Below are 17,165 nucleotides of genomic sequence, written 5' to 3'. Positions count from 1 at the left end.
GTATGCAAGCGGACGCAGGCACCACAAGGGCCTTCTTCGACACGCTGGTAAAGGCTGGCCACAATGTGCTAACCGCCAATCCAGATGATGCTCGCCAATGGCGTGTGATTTTCGGAGAAGACGGGCAAGCACTTTCCGATGCTTATCTAATCGACTACGGCGCAGAAGAACCAACCGCTGATGTAGACATCTTGACAGGCACCAATGTCACACTGCGGATACCTTGGACTGTTGCAGCAATCGCTTTTCATTCCGGCGACCTCTCCCCTAACAGGATCGCATCAACGAAGGACCTAAGTACCGCGAATATCCAGGGACGGATGATCATCCCACTGCGAGTTGGGTCTGGAGTTAGAAATGGTCTTGACACAAAAACAACTACATTTGCAGGCTCTTTCGGCACCTCGCAGAACGTCCCACAGAAGCTTGGAGTGGGCCAGCTCTGGACAGATAGGACTGGCTGGCTTGATTCGCCGCATGCTGTAGTTTACTGGTGTGAGCGCCTTGAAGAGGTATTAAACCCAAGGGCGGCCCCAAATCCGGGCGACCTCGTGGAGCTGTCATCGCTTCTTACTCTGCCTGCAGGCTTAGCTGAGAGCGCCCCAGAGACTCTATCTGTAACCCTACTACTTGCAGCCGATCTTGGCTTGGTAGAGCACGCTAGAACCACAACGATGTCATCTTTGCCATTACCCAGTGACCCACAACCTGCAGGCGTACCGAGCTTATCGAAAATCAAGCTCTTCATCGACGCACTAGACTCGACGGACCCCTTCGATCAATACATTCGACTCTATCAGGTTCTTGAGAATTCCCTCATAGACAATCAACTTCGCAGAGTGCAAGTCCTACTGGACCAAGGGAACCTACTTCAAGCTGCCTCTGAGTGGCGAATCCGAGCCAAGGAACGAATACAAATACATAATTTAATCACTGAGATAGCACAGCGATATGGCACCCACAACCCCCTACGACTCCCCCCAACGGCAGAGCTTTGGAAGCAATTAAACAAAACGCCCCTGAAAAGCCCCCTAACAACGAAGCAGGAATCCAACCTGCTCTACGACATCCGATGCGCGCTTATCCATACTAAGAGAACCGAAAGATATTTGGTCCGAACGCCCGGGCTTGCCAGTGAATTCGTGGATTTTCTAAATCCTTGGCTCCATAGCATCTCTCGCGCTTCACTTGTATAGAGCAAGATCTAGTAAGACTACAGAGTGGGAGGAATTCCCACTGATCAACGTCGAGCATTTCACTGTTGAGCCAGCGTATCACTCCAACCGTCTTTGCCCCGGCCTCCCAATCACTCCAGGATGACGTACAGTTTCTTTCGCAACATCTCAGGTGAGGCGGTGGCCTCGCCTTGGTCTAATGGAAGTAGCACCAACCAACGACCAAGGAGGATGAGGCCACCATAGACAAGGATACTGGGCAGTCTCGGCGGCGTAGCCCCATCGTAGGAATCCACGAGGAGCAGATTCACGACCACCTGGGTGAGCTGGTTCGGGGGACGGTCGAGCAGACTCTCAATGAGCTGCTTGAGGCCGAAGCCGAGAGCCTGTGCAATGCAGCTCGCTACGAGCGCACCGACACTCGGCGCGACTATCGCTCGGACACCTACTCGCGGGAGCTCGATACCAAGGCAGGCCGGGTGAAACTAAAGATGCCGAAGCTGCGACGACTCCCCTTCGAAGTCGCCAGCATCGAGCGCTACAAGCGTCGAGAGACGTCGGTCAAGTCGCTATGCGGCAGCCGCAGGAATCTCCCTACCTTCGATGACCAGGCTTCGGGCTCTGCCAAGTCTTCTCAACCAATAGCCCTTCTTAGTCTCAAACTGCGCAGAACCACGAGGCTACTGCACTCAGGGGACCGAGATAGACCATCTCGAGAGCCCGCCCGACTCGAAGCCATCAGCAAAGATCGAAAGTTGCAGAGATTCACCAAAGTGGATTGAGTCGAAGTGAGCATCGAAGTCGCCTTGATCGACGGCATTCCCGATGCCAATTGTAGCCCGCACAAACTGCGCTCCAATCGGCGCGACCACTGTCCCAGCAAGTTCCTCCCAGGCGCCTACGACAGAGGTACGGGAGACCGACTCATCACGGACAAAATTCTGACATTCGCTATCTTGATACCAGGTTGTACGTAACAGCACATACCCGGCTCCTGGTTGCCCAGAAGGTATGAGGACCCTTGCAGAATAGTCATAGCTAACCCCCTCCTGGACTGGCAGGCATTGAAACAGTACGTTGACAAACGTCGCCCCAATACCAGAGCCAGAAACCAAAGCGGAGCCCGACGCTGGCGAGCCTCCTGAGTCAAGAGAGTCCCATTGCGCGATCCCTGCAAGACTCTCCCAACTCAAAATATCCGAATCAAACTCTGCATTCAAGACTATATTCGGAGGAGTCGGAGAACTTGGCGAACAGAATAGCTGAACTTCGTCTACCTGGACCCAACCTCCATCTGGATTCGAGTCATAGGCAAACTCAATGTAGACTTCGCTTTCACCAGCAAGGGCATCGAGGTTGACAGAAACTAGACCACCCGAGTGATCATCTTGCCAGACAAAGCGTGGCTGCCAACCATTGGTCGTATCCAAAGACCACAGAATAAAATAGTCACTTGCCCCCACATGACTCATCGCAGCTCGAAACTCAAGACGAGCACCATATTGTCCTACCAGCGAAAAGCCCGGACTCCTGAGGCCGGCCCAAGCATCTGGCTGCATTTGAGCATCCACACACACTCCTACCCCGTCTGCCCCAGTCTGATTCGATAGAGTACATTGGGCACTTTCCGTCAAGGACCAAGCAACGCCATTACCATCATAGTCGAAGACATCCCAATCAATAGGCACACCTTGCTCAAAATTGACTGATTCTCCACAAGTAAAAGCAAAGACGAAATGAGCATCACCAACACCGCCCAAGAGAAAAATGCCTAAGACCAGGAAACGTCCTTGCCGGATGCAGTCACTCACAAAAGCCATAAATACCCTCCTACCTCTAAGAATAACCCCGTGCAGAACGAGTCATGACACAAGAAATTGCCGGACGCAGACCGCCCGAGGATAGGGTCAGTGACCCCGTTCGCAATCCACCACTATGCCCGCGCAAACAATCACGCAGCCCACAACTCCAAGAAAATGTATGCTCTTAGCATACACATCAAATCAGACTAGCGCAATAGAAAAAAGATCGCGGCAGTCAGAACATTGGGCACCGGCTAGCATCTTCTCGTGTATGAGTAACGGAAGTTAAACCCTCTGACTTTCGCGAAGTTGGCGCGACCCCACACCTCGCTGTATCAATTAAGAGGCATCATCGTCTGGAACAATCCCCAACGACTCGTAGCGCTCTTGCGGAGAGCTGACGACTTCCGGCAAAACGATCTTTGGATCTCGGCAACAGGCGCTCCAGGCACCGCCCACTTCTCAATCAGCTCAACCGCAACATTGCCCGTCACGCAGGTACTTTTCAGAGCAGCCAAGCCCCTGCCTGTCATACCAGCAGGCCACTTCTTCGAGCTCGCGTTTGACTTCGGCCTCAAATCGGAGTCACGTCGGCACTACCTCGCCAGGGGCAGCCCAACTCTTTGCCTTTCACCTCATGACCCGCAAGCAGCCCGAAAAGGAAGCCGAGCGCCGCCGCGAACAAGGTGTCCTCTTCGGCTCCGGCCTGGTCGGCGGCGGCGGCCTCACCGGCGTCCTCCTGGCCGCCTGGGTCGGCATCTCCGGCGGCGAGAAAATCACCGGCTTCCCGCTGGGTCTGGGTCCCGTGGGTACGCAGGTGGTGGCGCTGGTGGCCATCGCAGGGATCGCTGCACTGACGATGTACTTCGCGAAGAAGCGGTTGGAGTAGGCAGGAAAGGCCGGCTGGGAAGCCGGCGCTCCCAGGGTCCCGGCTGGGAGCTGGGGGAGACCCTTCAGCGTCGGGGGCGGGGGAGAAAAAGGCCTACATAGACGGAGTTTCCTGAGCGATCTTTGCGGTGAGGAGACGAGGAGGAGATTGACGGACCGAGCTCATGCTCGATTTATCAGCTGGCTCCTGACCGGTCGCATACTGCACTACTTTCGATCCAGCCAATAATCTGGCCGCCGCCGGTAGTGGGCAACGGCCAAGACACGGATTGTCTCGGGAGTGCAGAGATAGACCACACAGTACGGGAAGCTATCGACCGGAACCTGACGCACTCCCAGACTCGCGGGGACATGCCTTACAGGCGCTCCAGCTGCCGGGAGCTGCCGGATCTGTTCGACTGCGATGTCGACTGCGTGGAGAAACCGCTCACCGAGGCCGGGGCGCTGCTCTTCATACCAGCGGGTCGCCTCTTCGAGCTCGCATTCGGCTTCGGCCTCAAACCGGAGCGGCGTCGTCACTACCTCGCCAAGTGCCGTCCGACTCGTTGCCTCACCCCTTCCCACGGAGCGCCTTCTGACTCGCCTGCCAGAACTCTGCGAGCACGCCGCTCGATCTCGGCGGCCCAGGCTTTCTCAAGCTCCTGGGGATCTTGGGTGAGTTTGTCGTCTAGGCTTGCGAGCAACTCCGCTGCGACATCGGCACGGTCGCGGCGGGAGAGCTTTAAGGCTTCTTGCAGGAGTACTTCGCGGGTCATTTTTCCAGTTTACCACTCGAGAAGGACGGCTGAATCTGCGCTTAGCGCCAGCGGCGAGATGACAGGTAAACTCTCCCCATGCGCATCCTCATCCTCCTCAGCATCCTCGCCCTCCTCTTCCCCACCACCACCCCAGCCCAAGAACCCACCCCCAGCCAGCAACACAAAATGGAGCGCATCCGCGCGCTGGAAGCGGAGATCCAGGAGTTGCTGGACGAGCTGCCACCGGAGCTGCGGCGGCGGATAGAGGCGGAGTTGGAGGAGATGCGGCAGCGGGAGCCGGTACCGAAACCTGCAGTGACTGCAGAACTGCCAGCAGAACCCGAGCCCTCTCCACCACCACTCCCCGACCCACCTCCCGCACCGGTTGAGCCCGAACCGAAGCCCGAAGAGTCAGCAGAAGAAAAGCCAGCGGCAGAGGAACCAGCGGAAGAGGCGCCGACAGAAGAGCGATTCACCCGCAGCTCCCGCTGCAATCTCCTGGAAGTCCTCGACGAGGACGGCGACGAACAGGTGGACGGCGGGGATGCAGCGTGGCGCTTCCTCTACCTGTGGGAAGACGAGAACGGCGATGGGGAGCTAGACGAGAAAGAGGTGCAGAGCGCCTTTGATCGTGGCGTTCGATCCCTCTCGGTGAGCGGGGGCAGCTACGAGGACCGCAAAGAGCGGCTCGGGCTGGTGCGGGTCAGCGGTGGACAGGTGGTGCTGGTGCTACAAACCGGCGGCCTATTCCGCGAAGGCACCACAGAGACGCGACTGGCGGTGGATGCCGAAGGACTGGAGCGGGCCGGCGTAGGCCAGCTCCTCGATGCACAGGGCGCCCCCCTCGACGGCATCGTGCTGCTAGAAGTCGGCTTGCACCTACGGCGACCGGACGGCGAGGCGGTGCGGCTGCGCTGTCGGTGAACTCGGGCCGGAGCCGGGGCTACTGCTAGCGGGACCAACACTTGGGTACCACCCTCCTGAGCTAGCTACGAACAGATGCACGACAAACGCTTTTGCGTCTCAGATTTCTTCAAAAATGAGACCCAAAAAGCCCTCCTCTGTTGACGAACCAACACTTGGGTACCACTTCCTGAAAACCCTCTGCCCAAGCCAGCTGAGGGCCAGAGATTTCCGGTCTGAATCGAGCCAAAACGGGCGGGGAGGCTCACCAGGCCCTACAGGGGGGACCCAAATGTTGGTCCTTTTGTTTTCAACACTTACCGTCGCCTCAACCCACTCACCCACTCCTCAAAGCTCTCGACCTGAGCCGAGTCCTCGTCCACGGCGACCTCCAGCTCCGGATCGGTGCACAACACCTCGACCAGCTCGTCATATTCGGCCTCGCTGACTTCCAGAGGCTTCCAGATCATCGCTCCGCTCATGCCGGCGTTGGACTCGCCGCGGGCGAGGAAGTCGTTGAGCACCGCCTGGGGCGGCAGGGTGCCGTGAGCGAGCAGGGCATAGTCCAACCCTGGCGCGGTGCGGACGAATCGGTCTAGGGGCAGGCGCTCCCAAGGGGCAGCGGTGGGGCCGACGCCCCAGAGCTCTCGGGCTTTCACCGTGGGCAGCATGATCGCTTCCTGGCTCCCTGTTCCAAACTCCCGGTAACCGATTCTAGAGACCAGTGAGCCCAGTAGATCGTTCCTCGCAATCCCCGGGGGAGTCACCCATAGCCCTAGATCTTCGGCCCCAACAGTCCCACCTCGACCCCCTCGGCCCGGCAGGCCTGAGTGGCTCTGGAGCTGAGAGCCAAGAGCACCAGAAGGTTGACGCAGGGCAAGAGCATCGCGAGAGCCCAGAAGAAGCCGAGGTTGGAGCCCAGAGCCCGGGCCGTGCGATAGCCATAGATCGCTAGGGCGAAGACGGAAGCCAGGGCGATGAGGCCGATGGCAAGGGAGGCCACCGGGAAGACCGGATTGTCGTCACTGACGACCAATTCGAGGACCGCTGGCGAGAACATCAGAAGCAGCTGAACCCCAACCCATTGGACCAGGCGACGGTAGGAAACGGCGAGAGCTTGAATGTCGACGGCTTGGGCCATGCTGCTTCTCCTTGGGAGGTGGATGAGGGAGAATGTACCGATAGGGTTTCCAAGCTCCCGAGAATTGGGACAGCCACCGCCTCATTCTTAGGCCCTAGTCTTCCACCGGCCGCATCACGATGGCCTGCTCCTCACCACTGTCGTAGAGCCAGCCCTCGTCGTCCTCAATGGTATGGCGGAAGACCAACTTGGCGGGATCGAGGAGGTAGAGGATGGGGGGCAGGATCTCCGCGTCGTCGCCGTCGTAGAGCTGGCGCACGCGCACCACCAGGAGGTCACGGCCGGCGCCGCGATGGACCCCCACGTCGATCTCCGGTCCCTGATATTTGACCGGGATGAAGACTTCCCGCTCGCTGATGGTCGGGCGGGCATGGATGCGGTCATCCCAAAGATCCCGCAGTCCTTCGATCAGACAGCGCTCCTTCAACGCAGTGCTCCAAGCCGGCGGCGCGTCCTGCTCGAAATAGGCATGCGGAGGGGTCTCGCTCTCCAACAGCGCCTCGCCAGCGAAGGCACCGCCAAAACTTCCCTCGCCGACCCAGCGCCGGCCGTCCGGCGTAGCGAGGGTCAGCTGCGACTGCACCAGATCAATGGCCTCTTCGTCGTCCCGGCTGGAAAACCGCAGGGTGAAGTCCACGGTCAGCGGTCCCTGGGCGAAGGTCAGCTCGCCACCGTCGGCGGTCACCAACTTGCCCGGCGGTGGCGTGGGAACCGTCAGAGACGTGGGGTCGGGGAATTCCATTCTTCCTCCTGCATTGATCTTTGTATCGTTCGCTGAAAGCGCTGCCGTTCGGAAAAGACTGGCGCTCCATAAACGCTACCGCGGGGGGCCGGGTGCGGAGTTCGGAGATTTGGAGGGCCAGGTATTCAGAGGACCGGAGATTCGAGTTCCCTCTATTCAATAACGCGGAGAAATACCGCTGGTTCCCTCACGGCTCGACGCGAAATTCTCCCCGAGGGAAATCCACCACCATCCGCGCCTGCTGCGTGAAATCTACTCCCAGAGTGCCGTCCATGGTGACGAAGAATGCGTCGCCGTGGTCCTCCCGCTGGACGTCGGCAACGGCCACGCGGGTGTGGTGAATGATCAGCTCCAGCCAGTCCACCACCTCCGTCTCCACCTCCTGGGTGCCACCGGCGCCGCCGATGGTCACGGTCTTCTTCCGCACCTCGCCGAAGCTCAGCTTGTCCAGCGCCGACGCCTCGAGAGAGGTGTTGCGGGACCCGGTGTCGAGACCGAAGAGCAGGGGCTCACCGTCAGCCGTGCGACAGGTCACTAGGGGGTAGCCGAGCCAGAAGAGATTGGGCTCGGCATCACTCCCACCACGACTGGGGGAAAAATCGTAGACTCCCCGCTTCCAGTCCAGCACCAGCCGCCCCTGCCGCAGAATGTTCCAGCCGACGATGCCGTCGAGGCTCCACTGGCTGCCGTCGGGGAGGGGAAAGCGCAGGGCCTCGTCGGACATCACGAGCACAGGATGATCGCGCACCTCGGCACGACCGAAGCGCAGCAGGCCGAGGGAGGCGATGCGCGCTCTCACCGGGGCGTCCACCGAAGTCTCGACGTCGAAGCCGGGTGCCGAGCCGAGCTCCACTCCGACCCGGTGGGCCACCGATTCGCTGAGCACCGAGAACGAGGCCCCGGTATCCACCAGCAGGTTCAAGCGATGGCCGGCAACTCCAGTTGCCACCATCGCTGGACCCGCCGGACTAGGCTCTATGGCGGTGCTGAAGGGCTCGTCCACGAAGCTCACCCGCTGGGGCGGCAAGGCAGCCAGGCCGGCGACGAAGGGCGGCACCTCATCTTCGGCGAGGAGAGCGGCCAGCTCACCGTAGCGCCCGGCGTCCATCAACAGATTCTGGTGCACGGCACCGGCGAGACCGGCTAAAGCGTCGAGATCTTGCCGCTGAGAAAGCTCGGCGGCGGCGGACAGGGCCTCCTCTCGGCCTCGCGAGAAGACAGCCTCGAAGAGCTCTGAGAGCTGCCGCGGAGGCCCCTCGACCTCGTGACGGTCCACGAAGCCGAAATCCAGCTGCTGCAAAGCCGCCTGCAAGCCTTCGGGCGGCGAGGATCGGGACACGGGAGGGATGTCCGAGGGATCGAGGGCCTCCAGCTCGACCTCCGGCTGAGGCCAGGCGAGCTCGGTCCGGGTGGCCGGCGCCACCTCCGGATCCTCGGCCGGGCTCTCGTTCGGGCCGGCACAGCCCACCAGCAGGAGACAGCCTACGGCCAACCATCCCGAGGGGGCCCAAGAGACGGCAAAACCACGCACCCCATGTCTTGAAGAGAGCATCATTCCCCTACCTACGCAAGAGCTGGCGCAGAGTTCACCAACCCCGTGCGGAGACCGTCACCTGCCTCGGGTACAATTCGGACTTTACTCAATGAGGAATGTATCCATGAGCGGAGCCCAAGAGATCACCCAGCTCCTCCAGGCCTTCGGTGCCGGTGAGGAAGAAGCCCTCGACCGACTGATGCCTCTGGTCTACGAAGACTTGCGGCGCATCGCCCGTAGCCACCTGCGCCGGGGGCCGTCGGGGCGCACCCTGGGTGCCACTGGAGTGGTCCACGAAGCCTACTTCAAGCTCGCCGGCCAAGCGGGCACACAGTGGGAGAACCGATCCCATTTCCTCGCCGTCGCCGCCCGGGCCATGCGTCAGGTGATCATCTCCTACGCCCGCCGTAGCTCCGCTGCCAAGCGCGGCGGGGACGAGCGGCCGGTGACCTTGGAGGAAGGGCGGATCGGCGTCGAGGCCCAGGCTGACAGCCTGCTGGATCTGGAGCGCGCCCTGGTGCGGCTGGGGGAACGCAACGAGCGTCTGGTGCGGGTGGTGGAGTGCCGCTACTTCGCCGGCCTCACCGAAGAGGAAACCGCCGACGCGCTCGATATTTCCCTGCGCACCGTGCAGCGGGACTGGGCGCGGGCACGGGCCTGGCTGCGGGAGGAGCTGTCCCAGGACGCCGACCTTCCGAACGCTGGGGACCAGGGGGCTGACGGAGACGCCGGTGGATGACCAGCTCTGGGAGCGGGCGGACGAGCTCCTGGACCAGGCCCTGGAAGTGCCCGCCGCGGAGCGCCCGGCGTTCCTGGAGCGGGCCACGGAGGGGAATGAAGAGCTTCTCGCCCTGGTCCAACGGCTACTCTCCCACCTCGAGGAAGACGAAGAGGAGCTGATCCCGGGACTGCGGCTGAGCGCTCCCGCCGGGGCCGGTCTGCTGGATGACGACGAACCGCCTCCGGCGTCTCCGCCGGGAACGGTGGTGGGTCGCTATCGCCTCTTGGGTGAGCTGGGCCGCGGCGGCATGGCGGTGGTCTATCGGGCGGAGCGCATCGATGGCGGCTTCGAGCAGGAGGTGGCCCTCAAACAGATCCTCGTTGGCACCGAGAGCGACGTGATGGTGCGCCGCCTGGAGCAGGAGCGGCAGATCCTCGCCCGCGCCACCCATCCGGACATGGCACGGCTTCTGGACGGCGGCGTCGACGACCAGGGGCGCCCCTACCTGGTGCTGGAGCTGGTGGACGGCGTGCCCATCGACCTTTACTGCGACCACGAACGGCTGACGGTGCGCCAGCGGCTGGAGCTCTTCCTGCGCATTGCTGAGGCGGTAGCCTACGCCCACCGCAACCTGGTGGTGCACCGGGACATCAAGCCCTCCAACATCCTGGTCACCGGCGAAGGTCATCCCAAGCTGCTGGATTTCGGCATTGCCCGGCTGCTGGTGGGCTCGGAGGCGGAGGCCTCCCTCACCGTGGCGGACCACGGCCTGCGCCCCATGACCCCAGCCTACGCCAGCCCCGAGCAGGTGCGCAGCGAGCCCGTCACCACCCTCTCCGACGTCTACCAGCTGGGCCTCCTCCTCTACCTCCTCCTCACCGGCCGCACGCCCTACCACCGGGAAAGCTCCCGCTCGCCCCTGAAGCTCGCCCGGGCCATCAGCGAGGAGCCGCCGGCGCCGCTGCGCAAGGCCTTCCTGGAGCCGACGCCGGAAGGTCCGGAGGAGGACACCATCGCCACCAAGGCGAAGATCGCCGCCGGCCGCCGGACCACTCCGGAGCGGCTCGCCAAGGAGCTTGGCGGCGACCTCAGCGCCATCGTGCTCAAAGCCCTGCGCAAAGAGCCGACACGTCGCTACTCCTCGGTGGAGAAGATGATCGAGGACCTCCAGCGCTACCTCGACGGCCGCACCGTCGCGGCGCGCCCGGACTCCCTGGCCTACCGTCTGCGGACCTTTGCCCGCCGCCACAGTCTCGCCGTGACACTGGGAGCGCTCTTGCTCTCGGCGCTCATCGTCTTCAGCGTCGTTACCGCCGTCCAGGCCCGGCGCATCGCCGCCGAGGCGGAACGAGCCAACCGCGAGGCGGAGGTCGCCCGCCAGGTCTCCACCTTCCTCACCGGCCTCTTCGAGGTCTCCGACCCCAGCGAGGCCCTGGGCAACACCATCACCGCCCGGGAAATCCTCGACCGCGGCAGCGCCGAGATCGACCAGCGTCTAGCGGCGCCCTCCCTGGTGCGTGCCCGGCTCAAGCGCACCATGGGGCAGGTGTACCAGAATCTCGGCCTCTTCCAGGAAGCCCTCCCTCTCTTCGAAGCGGCGGTGGCCACCGCCACCCGGGTGGACGGCGCCGACAGCGCCGAAGCCCTGGCAGCCCGCTCCGATCTCGGCGGCCTGCTCATCACTCTCGGCCGTTACGACGGGGCGGAAGAGCTGCTGCAGACGACGCTGGCCGCCAGCGCCCGAGAGCTGGGGGAAAACCATCCTCAAACCCTCGACCTGCGCGCCAACCTCGCCAGCCTTCGCGTCTTCAACCGGCGCCTCGACGAGGCGGAGCGTCTCTTCCGCCAGGTGTGGACTACCCGCCGCCAGGTTCTCGGTCCCCGCCACGAGGACACCCTCGCCACCGCCAATTCCCTCGGCACCGTTCTCTTCGCTCGGGGAGATCTGGAAGGCGCCGAGGCCGTCTATCGCGAGTTGCTGGAAGATCTTCGGGCGACCTTGGGCTCGGACCATCCCCACACCCTGATGGTCGCCAGCAACCTGGGCAGCGTGTGGATCCAGCTCCAACGCTTCGACGAAGCCCGGCCGCTCCTCCGCGACACCCTCGAACGCCGCACCCGCGTCCTCGGCCCCGACCACCCCGCCACCTTCACCGTCCTCAGCAATCTCGGCGGTCTGCTGGGGGACACCGGCGAGCTGGAGGAAGCCGAAACCCTCTACCGCCAGGTCTACCAGGGCCGCCTCGACACCGTCGGCCCGGACCACCCCAAAGCCCACGACGCCCTCTACGACCTCGGCTGGCTCCTCTCCCTCCACCCCGACCGCCTCGACGAATCCGCCACGTATTACCGTCAGGCCCTCGAAGGCTACGAAGTCGTCCACGGCCCCGACCATCCCTACGTCCAGGATGCGGCCTACCAACTAGCACTGGTGGAAGCCCGGCGAGGCGAGGACGAGGAGGCTCTGCGGCTGCTGGAGACGGCGGTGGAGCGAGGATACCGGAAGGAGGGGGTGTTGGATCGGGAGGAGCTGGCGGGGCTGCAGGGGCGGGAGGAGATGAGGGCGTTGCGGGAGGTGATGGAGGCGGCCGAGTAGGCGGATCAACACCTCGAATCAACACTTGGGTGCCACCCTCCGGAGGCGAACCAACACTTGGGTACCACCCTCCGGAAGAGCCGCCCAACAGTCGGCAGAGCCAGAAAACTTGTCAAGAAATGCATTCTGCTTTCGACATCAGATAAAGTTCTCCGCGGGAATTGACCCTGCAAACCGACGCTAGGAGTAGGGGTCGCAGGAGTGGTGCGTCATCCACGGGAGTCTCCATGCCAGAGTGCCCCAACAAAGCCAAGTGTCCTCTGTTCCCACTCTTCCGGATGTCCGAGAACCTGACATTTTGGCAGTCCTTGTACTGCGACGGACGCTATGAGCGCTGCGAGCGCTTCAAGCTGTCCAGTGCCGGCGTCCGCCCGGACCTCGACCTCCTCCCCAACGGCAGCCGGCTGCCCAAATCCGCGATGAACCTGGAGGCGAAGGCTGCTGCCGAAGGCGCAGCCGGTAGTGACGGCGCCGGCGCCGAGACCGTCGAGGAGGCCTGAGGAGCAGACTCGAAGAATCAGGCGACGGAGGCGGAAGCTCGCTCGGCGAGCACTGCAGCGGCGGGATCGTCCTCGTCCGCGGCGGCGAGGAAGTCGCGGATCAACTCGAAGACGTCGGTGCGGTTCATCAGGAAGGTGTGGATGGCGTTCACCTCCACCAGTGGGATTCCGTCCAGCCGCGTCTCCTCGACGGTCAGAATGCCGTCGTTGGCGCTATCGCCCAAGTGCAGCCGTGGGTCCCGCGGGCCGCCGGTGCCGGCGACGATGATGGAAGGAACGTCAGGCACCGGCAGTTGGTCGTAGAAGTCCTCCGACGCCAGCTTGCGGCCGGCGTCGCCGGTGAAGAAGTGGAAAATCTTGTTGCCCTCCAACTGCCCCGCCACGGTGGGGTTGTGGTTCGGCGGTGCCAGCATGACGAAGCGGGAGAAGCCGGGGACGAGATGGGGGCTGGCCAGCCGGGTGATGACATTGCCCAGGGAATGACCGATGACGGCGTAGGAAGGGGGAGACTCACCGGCGGGCAGGCGGGCGTCGTCCTCCGCCATCACCTGCTGGACTTTTTGCGCGAAACGGTCGGCGATGTCCTGCAGATCGGTGGTCATCACCAGGTAGCCGAAGAGGGTCGGCTGGTGACCGATCTGCCGCAGTCGCCAGGCGAGGTAGGCCATGGACGCGATGGACCGGCCCATGCCGTGGAGCAGAAAAATCCTCATGGCTCGATTGCGACCCCGCCGCTCCGCTGCCAGTTCGAAGTGGGTCGGCGTCAGTCGCCGCTGTTGGCGGTCTTGAAGCGGGCCTTGACGTAGTCGCGGTTCATCCGAGCGATGAAGTCGATGCTGATGCCCTTGGGGCACACCGCTTCGCACTCGGCGAAATTGGTGCAGGAGCCAAAGCTCTCGTCTTCCATCTGCGCCACCATCTTCTCCGTGCGCTCCCAACGCTCCGGCTGGCCCTGGGGCAGCAGGTTGAGGTGGGAGACCTTGGCGGCGGTGAAGAGCTGGGCGGCACCGTTGGGGCATTGAGCCACGCAGGCGCCGCAGCCGATGCAAGTGGCGGCGTTGAAGGCGTCGCTGGCCACGTCGTGGGGCACCGGAATGAGGTTCGCCTCCGGCGCGCTACCGGTGTTGACCGAGATGTAGCCGCCGGCCTGGATGATGCGGTCGAAGGCGCTGCGGTTCACCACCAGATCCTTGATCACCGGGAAGGCGGAGGACCGCCAGGGCTCGATGGTCAGTTCGTCGCCGTCCTTATAGTGACGCATGTGTAGCTGACAGGCGGTAGTGCCGGGCATGGGGCCGTGGGCCTGGCCGTCGATCATCACGCCGCAGGAACCACAGATCCCTTCGCGGCAATCGTGGTCGAACTCCACCGGCGCCTCGCCCTTCTCCACCAGCTTCTCGTTGAGCATGTCGAGCATCTCCAGGAAGGACATGTCGGGGCTCACGTCGGTCAGCTTGTAACGCACCAGCTTGCCCTCGGCGTCGGGGCCGGTCTGGCGCCAAATGTTCAGAGTCAGGTTCATTTTCCCTCGCTCCTAACGGGTCCGCGGCTTATTTGTAGCTGCGCTGAGTCAGCTTGACGTAGTCGAATTCCAGGGGCTCTTTGTGCAGAATCGGCGTTTCTCCCGGGCCCTGGTAGTCCCAGGCGGCAACGTAGGAGTAGTGCTCGTCGTCGCGCTTGGCCTCGCCACCGGGGGTCTGGTGCTCCTCGCGGAAGTGACCTCCGCAGGACTCCTCCCGATCCAGGGCGTCGTAGCACATGAGCTCCGCCAGCTCGAAGAAGTCCGCCACCCGGCCGGCCTTCTCGAGGTTCGAGTTGAGCTCATCACCACCGCCGCCGATGAAGGCGTCCTCGTAGAACTCCTGCCGCAGCTCGGGAATCCGCTGCAAGGCCTTCTTCAGGCCCTCGGCGGTGCGGGACATCCCGCACTCTTCCCAGCAGATGCGGCCCAGCTCGCGGTGGAAGTGATCCACACTGCGGCTGCCCTTCATCCCCAGGAAGCGGTTCAGCCTCTGCTGCACCTCGTCCTCCACCGCCTTGAAGGCGGGGTGGTCGGTGGTCATCTTCTCCTCCCCCAGATGCTTGGCCAGGTGATCACCGATGGTGTAGGGCAGCACGAAGTAGCCGTCCGCCAGGCCCTGCATCAGGGCGCTGGCGCCGAGGCGGTTGGAGCCGTGATCGGAGAAGTTGGCCTCACCGATGGAGTACAGGCCGTCGACGGTGGTCATCAGGTTGTAGTCCACCCACAGACCGCCCATGGTGTAGTGGGGCGCGGGGTAGATGCGCATGGGCACCGAGTAGGGATCCTCGCCGGTGATGCGCTCGTACATCTCGAAGAGGTTGCCGTAGCGCGACTCCACGGCGGCCTTGCCGTCGCGGCGGATGGCGTCGGCGAAGTCCAGGTAGACGCCGATGCCGGTGGGGCCGACACCGCGGCCTTCGTCCACCACGTATTTGGCGTTGCGGGAGGCCACGTCCCGGGGCACCAGGTTGCCGAAGGCGGGATACTTGCGCTCCAGGTAGTAGTCCCGCTCGGACTCCGGAATCTGATTCGGCGACCGCTCATCGTCCGCCCGCTCCGGCACCCAGATGCGGCCGTCGTTGCGCAGCGATTCACTCATCAGGGTGAGCTTGGACTGGTGCTCGTCGCTAGCGGGGATGCAGGTCGGATGGATCTGCGTGTAGCAAGGGTTGGCGAAGAGGGCACCGCGGCGCTGCGCCCGCCAGGCGGCGGTGACATTGCTGCCCATGGCGTTGGTGGAGAGGTAGAAGACGTTGCTGTAGCCACCGCTGGCCAGCACCACCGCGTCGGCGGCGTGGGACTCCACCTTGCCGGTGATCAGATTGCGCACCACCACACCTCGGGTTCGGCCCTCGTGGACTACCACGTCGAGCATCTCGGTGCGCGGGAACATCTGGACCTTGCCGCCGGCGATCTGCCGCGCCAGCGCCTGATAGGCGCCGAGGAGCAGCTGCTGGCCGGTCTGGCCCTTGGCGTAGAAGGTGCGGGAAACCTGGGCCCCGCCGAAGGAGCGATTGTCCAACAGGCCGCCATAGTCGCGGGCGAAGGGCACGCCCTGGGCCACCGCCTGATCGATGATGTTGAGGCTGACCTGGGACAGGCGGTAAACGTTGGCTTCCCGGGAGCGGAAATCACCGCCCTTGACCGTGTCGTAGAACAGTCGGAAGACGCTGTCGCCGTCGTTCTGGTAGTTCTTGGCCGCGTTGATACCGCCCTGAGCCGCGATGCTGTGAGCCCGCCGCGGGCTGTCCTGGAAGCAGAAGCATTTGACGTGATAGCCGAGCTCCGCCAGGGTCGCCGACGCGGAGCCGCCGGCGAGACCGGACCCGATGACGATGATGTCGAATTTGCGCTTGTTGGCCGGGTTCACCAGCTTCATGTCGAAGCGGTGCTTCTCCCATTTCTCTTCGATGGGCCCCGAGGGGATCTTTGCGTCCAGCTCCATGATTGCTTTCCTTCGAGTTATGGGCCTTCGAGTTATGGGCCTTCGAGATTCGGTCTTTCCAGGTACAGGCCTTCGGATCCCAGGCGGATCAGCTCACGATCTTGGTGAGCACGGCCAGGGGGAACGAGATATTGCCGAGGGTGATCAGGACGGCGAAGGCGACGGCGAAGGGCCGGCGCACGTTCTTGTAGGCACCGTGGTTCCAGCCCAGGCTTTGGAACATGCTCCACAGCCCGTGGTAGAGGTGCAGCCCCAAGGCCAGATTCGCCAGGATGTAGAAGCCCGCCACCCAGGGCACTTTGAAGCCCTCCACCACGTTGTGGTAGACGTCGCCGGGAATGAAGTCCGGGTGCACCGAGCCAAAGGTGAGGTGCAGCAGGTGGTAGATGATGAAGAGCAGGATGATCACTCCACCCCAGCGCATGGTGCGGGACGCGTAGGTCGCCTGCACGACCCCCTTCTTGGAGTAGCCCTCGGGCCGGGCCCGGCGGTTGATCAGAGTCAGCTGCCAGGCGGACCAGATGTGCAGCCCCACCGCCGCCAACAGCCCGATGCGGGCGATCCACAGCACCGAGGTCTCCGGGAACAAGGGCGCTCCCAGGGTGCGCAGACCCTCGGCATAGTGATTGAGCTCTTCCGGGCCCAGGTAAAGCTTGAGATTGCCCAGGAAATGGCCCACCACGAAGCCGAAGAGCATGATGCCGCTCACGGCCATCACCACTTTCTTCGCCAGAGGGGACCGGTAGAAATCGATCAGCCAAGCCATCGTTTACTCCCCGCGAGCCGCCGACAAACCAGCAGCTCCATGCCTTCGATCCTGGAAACGAGCGAGCGTACCCGGGGTCTGCGCTTCGAAGCCTTGGGGCTCCGCGCAGAGCGGACGCCACACTTGCGGCGGGATGCTGATCATATGCCCTCGCTCCTGGATTGTTAATTGCTGTTCGACTTGCGTCGCCGGC

16 protein-coding genes are annotated in these 17,165 nt (G+C 62.9%); 7 read left to right on the top strand and 9 right to left on the bottom strand.

Going from position 1 to position 17,165, the window contains the following annotated elements:
- Positions 1-2: 2 nt before the first annotated feature.
- Together SX243_12755 and SX243_12750 are read left to right on the top strand one after the other, a co-directional pair.
- On the top strand, positions 3-1,196 hold the full coding sequence (locus tag SX243_12755) for a hypothetical protein (protein ID MDY7093834.1): 1,194 nt from the start codon (positions 3-5) through the stop codon (positions 1,194-1,196).
- A gap of 221 nt (positions 1,197-1,417) precedes the next feature.
- Entirely contained in the window at positions 1,418-1,957 is a 540-nt protein-coding gene (locus SX243_12750) for a transposase (GenBank protein MDY7093833.1), read from the top strand.
- Here SX243_12750 and SX243_12745 read toward each other — a convergent pair.
- On the bottom strand, positions 1,865-2,995 hold the full coding sequence (locus tag SX243_12745; protein MDY7093832.1) for a hypothetical protein: 1,131 nt from the start codon (positions 2,993-2,995) through the stop codon (positions 1,865-1,867). The genes SX243_12750 and SX243_12745 overlap by 93 nt on opposite strands.
- A gap of 619 nt (positions 2,996-3,614) precedes the next feature.
- Between SX243_12745 and SX243_12740 the strand changes: the two genes are divergently transcribed.
- Positions 3,615-3,866, top strand: a complete 252-nt coding sequence (locus SX243_12740; GenBank protein MDY7093831.1) for a hypothetical protein — start codon at positions 3,615-3,617, stop codon at positions 3,864-3,866.
- An 832-nt stretch (positions 3,867-4,698) separates the two neighbouring features.
- The gene (locus SX243_12735; GenBank protein ID MDY7093830.1) at positions 4,699-5,526 is read left to right on the top strand and encodes a hypothetical protein; all 828 of its coding nucleotides are present in this window, start codon (positions 4,699-4,701) and stop codon (positions 5,524-5,526) included.
- 296 nt (positions 5,527-5,822) lie between these two features.
- On the opposite strand, the gene SX243_12730 is transcribed toward SX243_12735, so the two are convergent.
- The 4 genes from SX243_12730 to SX243_12715 form a co-directional block, all read right to left on the bottom strand.
- Positions 5,823-6,176: a hypothetical protein gene (locus SX243_12730; GenBank protein ID MDY7093829.1), complete on the bottom strand. Its 354-nt coding sequence runs from the start codon at positions 6,174-6,176 to the stop codon at positions 5,823-5,825.
- 104 nt (positions 6,177-6,280) lie between these two features.
- Complete coding sequence (locus SX243_12725) at positions 6,281-6,646, bottom strand: hypothetical protein (GenBank protein MDY7093828.1); 366 nt, start codon at positions 6,644-6,646, stop codon at positions 6,281-6,283.
- 94 nt (positions 6,647-6,740) lie between these two features.
- Positions 6,741-7,388 carry a hypothetical protein gene (locus tag SX243_12720; protein ID MDY7093827.1) on the bottom strand — a complete coding sequence of 216 codons (648 nt, stop codon included), beginning with the start codon at positions 7,386-7,388 and terminating at the stop codon, positions 6,741-6,743.
- A 187-nt stretch (positions 7,389-7,575) separates the two neighbouring features.
- Complete coding sequence (locus SX243_12715) at positions 7,576-8,880, bottom strand: aspartyl protease family protein (protein ID MDY7093826.1); 1,305 nt, start codon at positions 8,878-8,880, stop codon at positions 7,576-7,578.
- A 166-nt stretch (positions 8,881-9,046) separates the two neighbouring features.
- On the opposite strand from SX243_12715, the gene SX243_12710 reads away from it, so the two are divergent.
- The 3 genes from SX243_12710 to SX243_12700 all read left to right on the top strand — a co-directional run bounded on the left by SX243_12710 (position 9,047) and on the right by SX243_12700 (position 12,739).
- Entirely contained in the window at positions 9,047-9,661 is a 615-nt protein-coding gene (locus SX243_12710; protein ID MDY7093825.1) for a sigma-70 family RNA polymerase sigma factor, read from the top strand.
- Positions 9,654-12,239, top strand: coding sequence for a serine/threonine-protein kinase (locus SX243_12705; protein MDY7093824.1), 2,586 nt, complete (start codon positions 9,654-9,656; stop codon positions 12,237-12,239). The genes SX243_12710 and SX243_12705 overlap by 8 nt, the downstream gene beginning before the upstream one ends.
- A 278-nt stretch (positions 12,240-12,517) precedes the next feature.
- Entirely contained in the window at positions 12,518-12,739 is a 222-nt protein-coding gene (locus tag SX243_12700) for a hypothetical protein (GenBank protein MDY7093823.1), read from the top strand.
- A gap of 17 nt (positions 12,740-12,756) precedes the next feature.
- Here SX243_12700 and SX243_12695 read toward each other — a convergent pair whose 3' ends face one another.
- The 4 genes from SX243_12695 to SX243_12680 form a co-directional block, all read right to left on the bottom strand.
- Positions 12,757-13,452 (bottom strand): alpha/beta hydrolase, encoded by a 696-nt coding sequence (locus SX243_12695; GenBank protein MDY7093822.1) that lies wholly within the window; start codon positions 13,450-13,452, stop codon positions 12,757-12,759.
- Positions 13,453-13,502: 50 nt separating this feature from the next.
- Positions 13,503-14,261, bottom strand: coding sequence for a succinate dehydrogenase/fumarate reductase iron-sulfur subunit (locus SX243_12690; GenBank protein ID MDY7093821.1), 759 nt, complete (start codon positions 14,259-14,261; stop codon positions 13,503-13,505).
- Positions 14,262-14,289: 28 nt separating this feature from the next.
- Positions 14,290-16,206 carry a fumarate reductase/succinate dehydrogenase flavoprotein subunit gene (locus SX243_12685; GenBank protein ID MDY7093820.1) on the bottom strand — a complete coding sequence of 639 codons (1,917 nt, stop codon included), beginning with the start codon at positions 16,204-16,206 and terminating at the stop codon, positions 14,290-14,292.
- An 88-nt stretch (positions 16,207-16,294) separates the two neighbouring features.
- Positions 16,295-16,972: a succinate dehydrogenase cytochrome b subunit gene (locus SX243_12680; GenBank protein ID MDY7093819.1), complete on the bottom strand. Its 678-nt coding sequence runs from the start codon at positions 16,970-16,972 to the stop codon at positions 16,295-16,297.
- Between the last annotated feature and the right edge of the window lie 193 nt (positions 16,973-17,165).

The organism is Acidobacteriota bacterium, from assembly GCA_034211275.1.
In the GTDB taxonomy this organism is placed as follows: Bacteria; Acidobacteriota; Thermoanaerobaculia; order Multivoradales; family JAHZIX01; genus JAGQSE01.
Note: the sequence above shows the minus strand (reverse complement) of the source record. Positions and strands in the feature narration are given on the sequence as shown.

What these genes read in the sequence shown, in the direction of transcription:
- SX243_12710 (MDY7093825.1), top strand. Translation starts at nt 9,047, where the DNA reads ATGAGCGGAGCCCAAGAGATCACCCAGCTCCTCCAGGCCTTCGGTGCC.
- SX243_12680 (MDY7093819.1), bottom strand. Translation starts at nt 16,972, where the DNA reads ATGGCTTGGCTGATCGATTTCTACCGGTCCCCTCTGGCGAAGAAAGTG.
- SX243_12730 (MDY7093829.1), bottom strand. Translation starts at nt 6,176, where the DNA reads ATGCTGCCCACGGTGAAAGCCCGAGAGCTCTGGGGCGTCGGCCCCACC.
- SX243_12740 (MDY7093831.1), top strand. Translation starts at nt 3,615, where the DNA reads ATGACCCGCAAGCAGCCCGAAAAGGAAGCCGAGCGCCGCCGCGAACAA.
- SX243_12695 (MDY7093822.1), bottom strand. Translation starts at nt 13,452, where the DNA reads ATGAGGATTTTTCTGCTCCACGGCATGGGCCGGTCCATCGCGTCCATG.
- SX243_12755 (MDY7093834.1), top strand. Translation starts at nt 3, where the DNA reads ATGCAAGCGGACGCAGGCACCACAAGGGCCTTCTTCGACACGCTGGTA.
- SX243_12690 (MDY7093821.1), bottom strand. Translation starts at nt 14,261, where the DNA reads ATGAACCTGACTCTGAACATTTGGCGCCAGACCGGCCCCGACGCCGAG.
- SX243_12735 (MDY7093830.1), top strand. Translation starts at nt 4,699, where the DNA reads ATGCGCATCCTCATCCTCCTCAGCATCCTCGCCCTCCTCTTCCCCACC.
- SX243_12720 (MDY7093827.1), bottom strand. Translation starts at nt 7,388, where the DNA reads ATGGAATTCCCCGACCCCACGTCTCTGACGGTTCCCACGCCACCGCCG.
- SX243_12745 (MDY7093832.1), bottom strand. Translation starts at nt 2,995, where the DNA reads ATGGCTTTTGTGAGTGACTGCATCCGGCAAGGACGTTTCCTGGTCTTA.
- SX243_12700 (MDY7093823.1), top strand. Translation starts at nt 12,518, where the DNA reads ATGTCCGAGAACCTGACATTTTGGCAGTCCTTGTACTGCGACGGACGC.
- SX243_12685 (MDY7093820.1), bottom strand. Translation starts at nt 16,206, where the DNA reads ATGGAGCTGGACGCAAAGATCCCCTCGGGGCCCATCGAAGAGAAATGG.
- SX243_12725 (MDY7093828.1), bottom strand. Translation starts at nt 6,646, where the DNA reads ATGGCCCAAGCCGTCGACATTCAAGCTCTCGCCGTTTCCTACCGTCGC.